General features: G+C 55.9%; 4 protein-coding genes and 2 rRNA genes (1 of these 6 only partly in view). 5 read left to right on the top strand and 1 reads right to left on the bottom strand.

All coding sequences use genetic code 11. The features are described from left to right. From F753_RS46735 to F753_RS46720, 5 genes are all read left to right on the top strand, one after another. Positions 1-1,776, top strand: a 23S ribosomal RNA gene (locus F753_RS46735); it begins 1,115 nt to the left of the window's first position. A gap of 133 nt (positions 1,777-1,909) precedes the next feature. After that, a 5S ribosomal RNA gene (rrf, locus tag F753_RS46730) occupies positions 1,910-2,025 on the top strand. A gap of 332 nt (positions 2,026-2,357) precedes the next feature. Continuing rightward, entirely contained in the window at positions 2,358-2,714 is a 357-nt protein-coding gene (queD, locus tag F753_RS49380) for a 6-carboxytetrahydropterin synthase QueD (RefSeq protein WP_014820063.1), read from the top strand. A gap of 221 nt (positions 2,715-2,935) precedes the next feature. Beyond that, positions 2,936-4,252 (top strand): Na+/H+ antiporter family protein, encoded by a 1,317-nt coding sequence (locus F753_RS46725; protein WP_014820064.1) that lies wholly within the window; start codon positions 2,936-2,938, stop codon positions 4,250-4,252. Positions 4,253-4,374: 122 nt separating this feature from the next. Beyond that, entirely contained in the window at positions 4,375-5,424 is a 1,050-nt protein-coding gene (locus F753_RS46720; protein ID WP_023446966.1) for an AI-2E family transporter, read from the top strand. Between the two features lie 54 nt (positions 5,425-5,478). On the opposite strand, the gene F753_RS46715 is transcribed toward F753_RS46720, so the two are convergent. Further along, positions 5,479-7,473, bottom strand: coding sequence for a PhoX family protein (locus F753_RS46715; protein WP_031298400.1), 1,995 nt, complete (start codon positions 7,471-7,473; stop codon positions 5,479-5,481). Positions 7,474-7,652 lie beyond the last annotated feature (179 nt).

Here is a 7,652-nt window from a genome sequence, read left to right as displayed (position 1 = left end):
AAGATGTAACGGGGCTCAAACCAGGTACCGAAGCTACGGGTTCAACGCAAGTTGAGCGGTAGAGGAGCGTTCTGTAAGCCTGTGAAGGTCAGTTGAGAAGCTGGCTGGAGGTATCAGAAGTGCGAATGCTGACATGAGTAACGACAATGCGAGTGAAAAACTCGCACGCCGAAAGACCAAGGGTTCCTGCGCAACGTTAATCGACGCAGGGTGAGTCGGTCCCTAAGGCGAGGCTGAAGAGCGTAGTCGATGGGAAACGGGTTAATATTCCCGTACTTCTAGTTACTGCGATGGGGGGACGGAGAAGGCTAGGCCAGCAAGGCGTTGGTTGTCCTTGTTTAAGGTGGTAGGCAGAGATCTTAGGTAAATCCGGGATCTTAATGCCGAGAGCTGATGACGAGCTTTCTTTTAGAAAGCGAAGTGGTTGATGCCATGCTTCCAGGAAAAGCCTCTAAGCTTCAGGTAACTAGGAACCGTACCCCAAACCGACACAGGTGGTTGGGTAGAGAATACCAAGGCGCTTGAGAGAACTCGGGTGAAGGAACTAGGCAAAATGGCACCGTAACTTCGGGAGAAGGTGCGCCGGTGAGGGTGAAGTATTTACTACGTAAGCCCATGCCGGTCGAAGATACCAGGCCGCTGCGACTGTTTATTAAAAACACAGCACTCTGCAAACACGAAAGTGGACGTATAGGGTGTGACGCCTGCCCGGTGCCGGAAGGTTAATTGATGGGGTTAGCGCAAGCGAAGCTCTTGATCGAAGCCCCGGTAAACGGCGGCCGTAACTATAACGGTCCTAAGGTAGCGAAATTCCTTGTCGGGTAAGTTCCGACCTGCACGAATGGCGTAACGATGGCGGCGCTGTCTCCACCCGAGACTCAGTGAAATTGAAATCGCTGTGAAGATGCAGTGTATCCGCGGCTAGACGGAAAGACCCCGTGAACCTTTACTATAGCTTTGCACTGGACTTTGAATTTGCTTGTGTAGGATAGGTGGGAGGCTTTGAAGCGTGGACGCCAGTTCGCGTGGAGCCAACCTTGAAATACCACCCTGGCAACTTTGAGGTTCTAACTCTGGTCCGTTATCCGGATCGAGGACAGTGTATGGTGGGTAGTTTGACTGGGGCGGTCTCCTCCTAAAGAGTAACGGAGGAGTACGAAGGTGCGCTCAGACCGGTCGGAAATCGGTCGTAGAGTATAAAGGCAAAAGCGCGCTTGACTGCGAGACAGACACGTCGAGCAGGTACGAAAGTAGGTCTTAGTGATCCGGTGGTTCTGTATGGAAGGGCCATCGCTCAACGGATAAAAGGTACTCCGGGGATAACAGGCTGATACCGCCCAAGAGTTCATATCGACGGCGGTGTTTGGCACCTCGATGTCGGCTCATCACATCCTGGGGCTGAAGCCGGTCCCAAGGGTATGGCTGTTCGCCATTTAAAGTGGTACGCGAGCTGGGTTTAGAACGTCGTGAGACAGTTCGGTCCCTATCTGCCGTGGACGTTTGAGATTTGAGAGGGGCTGCTCCTAGTACGAGAGGACCGGAGTGGACGAACCTCTGGTGTTCCGGTTGTCACGCCAGTGGCATTGCCGGGTAGCTACGTTCGGAAGAGATAACCGCTGAAAGCATCTAAGCGGGAAACTTGCCTCAAGATGAGATCTCACTGGAGCCTTGAGCTCCCTGAAGGGCCGTCGAAGACTACGACGTTGATAGGTTGGGTGTGTAAGCGCTGTGAGGCGTTGAGCTAACCAATACTAATTGCCCGTGAGGCTTGACCATATAACACCCAAACAATTTGGTTGTTAGACGGAAAGTCGACAAACAGACCGAAAATCTGCACGAACACGCAATACCGATTCATCACATACCCGATTGGCTGCAGCGGCTAAACCCCGAGGCAGCAACTGAATTGCTTGACGACCATAGAGCGTTGGAACCACCTGATCCCTTCCCGAACTCAGTAGTGAAACGACGCATCGCCGATGGTAGTGTGGGGTCTCCCCATGTGAGAGTAGGTCATCGTCAAGCTCCTTTCCCAAACCCCCGACCCGCGTAAGCTGGTCGGGGGTTTGCTTTTGGGGCAGAGAAAAGCACGAGGCGCTAAGGCGGTGCTGGAATTGCCGATAGTGCAACTGAACTGCAGTTATCTTGTGCTGTTTTCGTCTGCCTGGAGCCGGGGGGCGACCAACCACGTAGTCCTTTGCAGTTTTCCGGCTCCGCGTGCCGTTAGTGCTTCAGCACTTCCACAGCCATTCATTCGCTCATCGCCCAGCATCTACAGCTGGTGTAATGCATGTGCCACGCTGTCAAAATGCGTAAAATCGCCCCTCAATCTGGCGACCAGACTGTGAGTCTATCTAGTGGAAATATTCAAAGAGTTTACGTTTGAGTCAGCACATCGTTTGCCGAATGTACCGCAGGGACACAAATGTGGCCGACTGCACGGGCATTCTTTCCGGGTAGCGTTATATATCAGCGGTACGGTGGATCCGCATACGGGCTGGATCCGCGATTTTGGTGAAATCAAGTCTGTCTTCAAGCCGTTGTATGAGCTGCTGGATCATAATTATCTGAACGATATTCCTGGGTTAGAAAACCCCACAAGCGAGAATCTTGCGAAATGGATCTGGACTGAGCTCAAACCGCTTCTGCCTGAGCTTTCGCGCATCCGTATTCATGAAACCTGTACAAGCGGTTGTGAGTACTGCGGCGATTGAGCATTGCCCAGAGCGTGCGGTCTGATCATTCCTATGCTTGGCATCTATATCAGACAAAGTGGGCTAAGTAGGCATTTGGGTAAAGCATTCTCGTGCAGCGCGTTGCCCAGGTAGATACGTGTAAGTTGCTTATCGTGCAGATCTGCTTTTGACACCCCAGTTCCGTTATTGCAGAGTACGGCGTTTTTTTCGCGACGTTTGTCGTTTGTATGGAGAGTTCAATGAACGCAGTTGTTGCGGCTGTTGGCATCATGCTGATCCTGAGTCTTTGCCGCGTGCATGTAGTGGTCGCGCTCATCGCTGGAGCCATGGCTGGCGGTTTGATTGGTGGCTTGGGAATTGAGGGTAGCTTGGCGGCATTCAACAAGGGGCTAGGCGGTGGCGCAACAGTTGCCTTGTCTTATGCGTTGCTGGGTGCGTTTGCCGTTGCCATTGGAAAAAGCGGGTTGGCTCACGCCCTTGCTGACAAGGCGCTAGCTTTGGTTGGAAAGCAAGGAGCGCAAGGGGGCGGAGCGGTTAAGTGGATGATGATCGGCTTGCTGCTTGCCGTTGCTGTTTCATCACAGAATATCCTTCCTATTCATATCGCATTTATTCCCCTACTGGTTCCCCCGCTGCTTTTTGTGCTGTCGAAGATGAAGATCGACAGGCGTTTGATTGCATGTGTGCTCGCGTTCGGTCTGATTACCCCGTATATGTTTCTCCCGGTCGGGTTCGGCAATATTTTCTTGAACGAGATCTTGCTGGCAAACGTTGCTAAAAGTGGCGTGGATGTAACTGGGATCAAAGTCACGCAGGCAATGCTGATCCCCGCAATCGGGATGCTCGCGGGATTGCTGATTGCTTTTTATAGCTATCGAAAGCCCCGCGAATACGACCTCGTACGTGTCGAGCAGCTTGAAAAAACTACAGTGACCTACAGTCCCCTCACGCTGCTGGTGGCTGCTGTCGCAGTTGCAGCGGCCTTCGTGATTCAGCTTTGGCTGGACTCGATGATACTTGGCGCGCTTGCTGGGTTCGTGATCTTTTCCGTTTCCGGCGTGGTGCGCTGGCGCGAAGCGGATGACCTGTTCACCGACGGGATGAAGATGATGGCCATGATTGGCTTCATCATGATCGCGGCCGCTGGTTTTGCCGAGGTGATGCGTGAAACGGGCGAGGTCAAGTTGCTGGTAGACGCTTCGACTCAATGGATCGGCGACAGCAAGGCTGTCGGCGCGCTGTTGATGCTCTTGGTGGGATTGCTGGTAACCATCGGAATCGGGTCTTCTTTTTCCACAGTGCCGATCATTGCCGCGATTTTTGTTCCCCTAGGTGTCGAGCTGGGTTTTAGTCCGTTGGCGATCGTCAGTCTGGTCGGGACTGCCGGTGCTCTGGGCGATGGCGGTTCTCCCGCATCCGACTCCACTCTCGGTCCGACCGCCGGGTTGAATGCGGACGGCCAGCACAATCATATCTGGGATACTGTCGTGCCGACGTTTCTACATTACAACCTGCCACTTCTGGCATTTGGTTGGTTGGCGGCAATGACGCTGTAACGCATCAAATTCAGTGTCAGCTGTACGCCTAACTCCGGCCTGACACTGAATCATCTGCCAGACCCGCACTCGTACCGTCGCTCGTTGACTAAACAGAACCAAACGCAGCGACAGGGTCAACAATGGACAATTCGAGGCTCGAGCAGAAGGTCTTTCTTGCGCTGCTGGTGGTGGTGTCTCTGGCTTTTGGCTGGATCCTGCTGCCGTTCTATGGGGCAGTCTTCTGGGCGGTGATACTGGCGATCATCTTCGCCCCCTTGCAGCGCTATCTTTACAGACGGTTTAGCCAGCGACGCAACCTGACAGCTCTGATCACCTTGCTAGTTTCGTTGCTGGTCGCCGTACTGCCGGTGATTCTGATCGCCGGGATGCTGGTTCAAGAGGGGGCGATCCTCTACAAGCAGATCGAAAGTGGCGAGCTGGACATCGGCAGCTGGGTCGTCAACTTCCGCGAGCTCCTGCCTCAATCGATCCAGCTGCAGCTTCAGCGCTTCGGTTTCGGTGACCTCGATTCCATGCGTGACCGGCTGGCCTCTGGGGCGCTCGAGGGAAGTCAGTTCCTCGCGACAAAAGCGTTCAGTTTTGGCCAGGGGACATTCCAGTTCCTGGTCAGCTTCTTTGTCATGCTGTACCTGCTGTTCTTCCTGATTCGCGACGGGCGTGATCTGGTGGCGCGTATCAGGAAGGCCATTCCGCTCAGCGATGCTCAGAAGCGGCGCCTGTTCAGCAAGTTCACGCGAGTCGTACGCGCGACGGTAAAAGGAAACATTGTCGTCGCCGTTACCCAAGGAGCGCTCGGCGGAATCATCTTTGCCGTGCTTGGGATCTCCGGGGCGCTGCTGTGGGGCGTGCTGATGGCATTCCTGTCATTGTTGCCCGCTGTCGGGGCGGGCCTGATATGGACGCCGGTAGCCATCTATTTCCTGATGACCGGCGCGATCTGGCAGGGCGTGATACTCACGCTTTATGGTGTGTTGGTAATCGGCCTGGTGGATAACATCCTCAGACCGATTCTGGTTGGAAAGGATACAAAGATGCCGGACTACGTCGTGCTTATCTCGACGCTGGGGGGGCTGGCATTGTTCGGACTGAATGGTTTCGTGATCGGCCCGCTGGTCGCGGCGCTATTCATATCGACCTGGGGCCTTTTCACCTCACCAGATGAGCCTTGAGTGTGGTCAGTGGATTGATAGGGGGGCCAGCCTTGCGGCTTGGCCCCTCCGCAGTTACATCAGGCGCTTTCCGTCGTCCCGCGTGACGATGACGGTTGCTGAGCGGGGTCTGCGACCCGGCCCGTCCGGCCACGTGCTCGTGTAGTTCGTCGCGGTCGAGTCTTCGCCAGGGTGCTGGATGTTGACGAACAGGGTCCGGAAGTCCGGTGTAGCTGTGATTCCGGTTACCTCAGCGCCCTGAGGCCCGACGAGAAACCGTTTGGTCTCACCGGTTCTGGGGTCGGAAACCAACATCTGATTGTTACCAAACGGCCCGCTGCGCAGTTGGCTACCGCTCATGTCAGTCTGAATCCACAGTCGACCCTCGTCGTCGAACCACAACCCATCCGGGCTGGCCATGATGTTGCTTTCATCCAGCGCTCGACCCTTCGGCCCCCGGCTGTTGTCCTGTGGCCCGGCAAGCAAATAGATATCCCAGTTGAATCGCGTGCCTGCAAAGTCGCGGCTCGCTTCACGCCAGCGAATGATGTGACCAAATGCGTTTGGTGCACGCGGATTGGAGGCGTCGGTTTCCTTGCGTCCGCTGTTGTTGGTGAGGGTGAAGTAGACCTCACCGCTATCTGGGTTAACCGCCCCCCATTCTGGGCGGTCCATCTTGGTGGCTCCGACGATGTCGGCGGCCAGACGGGTGTTGATCAGGACTTCACCTTGATCTGCAAATTGAACGCCGGCGGTCTCGCAGGCCCGCTGGAAGGCCGGATCGGCATGATCGAGAGCGAGCCAGTCACCACTGCCGTCGGTGTTGAAACGCGCGACATAGAGAGTCCCCTCGTCCAGCAGCCGCCCATCGCTTCGCTGCGGCCGATAGCGGTCGCGGCTGACGTACTTGTAGATATATTCGTTCTGCGAATCGTCGCCGGAATAACAGACAACGGGGCGGCCCGGCCTGACGGGGGCAAACACCAGTCCTTCGTGGGCGAAACGGCCGAGGGCCGTGTGCTTGACTGGTGTTGAGTTCGGATCGAACGGATCTATCTCGACGATCCAGCCAAAGGTGTTGGGCTCGTTACGATAATCCGCTTGTGGATCGGTCGCGATGCGCGAGGCGTTGAAGCGCTCGAACTCATCGCCGGCAACTGTCTCCCAGCCATAACGACCGCTACCGCGCACACCATAGCGGCTAAGTTCACGAGGTAGGTCGCTGTCGGCGGTGGCGAAGTAACCTGCCCAGTTTTCCTCACAGGTGAGGTAGGTACCCCAAGGCGTATGCCCGTTGGCGCAGTTGTTAAGGGTTCCGCGGGTTGAGGTGCCGCTCGGGCTGTAGCGGGTGCGCATCAGCGCATGGCCGCGCGCGGGGCCTTCAATGCGCATCGGCGTGGCACCCGTAATGCGGCGGTTACGGGCTGTCGGCAAGACCGACCAATCGCCACGCGGGCCGCGGCGGATTTCTACTACCGAAACGCCGTGGGCGTTGATTTCCTTGCGGACCTCGTCGACATCGACACGCTTACCATCGACCACCGTCGGGCCGTTGGGGTGGAGCAGAGGCGCTTGAATGTATTCGTGATTTAGCACCAGCAAGCCGTGATCGCTCTGGCGCCCGCCGAGTTTTGCGTTCATCGGGAAGAAATGCATTCCGTCGTGATGCATGCCGACTTGTTGAGCCTGGTCTTCGGCGCTATTGCTCGCGTCTTCCATCCAGGTCGGATAGCTACCGGTAATCGGGGTGCCCCATGGAATGAAAGTGGTCGCGGAATAGCCAGCAGGAACGGTAATAGCATCGGCCCGCGTTACCGCCACTGGCGAAAACGGCAGACGGGTACGGCGTCGGAAGGGGAGGTCCTTGAGTCCTTGCGCGGATGGTTCAGCCGCTTGCGCAAGTCCGGGAATAGCCGCACCTAGAAAGGCCATGGCTCCCAGGGCTGCGCCGCCAACCACTACCTTTCGACGGCCAGCAGAGATCACATCCTGAATGTGTGGGTTCGTCGAGTGGTTACTGGGCAACTCGTCCCCGTTGCCAAACAAAATGTCGTTGTTCTCAGTAGTCACGGCGCAGCTCCATTACGATTTTTGTCGGAGCCATGACGCTAAATTCGATATGCGACAACAGAATGACAGGTAGGGGTCGTGCCGACGAAATGTGGCCTCGTCTACGCAGTCTGCTTGCTCGCAAAAAAAAGCCTCGGCAGATGCCGAGGCTTTTTGTTAACACCTGCGGCCGGTGAGGC

The organism is Stutzerimonas chloritidismutans AW-1 (genome assembly GCF_000495915.1).
GTDB classification, from domain to species: domain Bacteria; phylum Pseudomonadota; class Gammaproteobacteria; order Pseudomonadales; family Pseudomonadaceae; genus Stutzerimonas; species Stutzerimonas chloritidismutans.
The sequence above is the reverse complement of the archived record's forward strand: the minus strand, read 5'-3'. Positions and strand labels throughout refer to the sequence as shown.

What these genes read in the sequence shown, in the direction of transcription:
- F753_RS46725 (WP_014820064.1), top strand. Translation starts at nt 2,936, where the DNA reads ATGAACGCAGTTGTTGCGGCTGTTGGCATCATGCTGATCCTGAGTCTT.
- F753_RS46720 (WP_023446966.1), top strand. Translation starts at nt 4,375, where the DNA reads ATGGACAATTCGAGGCTCGAGCAGAAGGTCTTTCTTGCGCTGCTGGTG.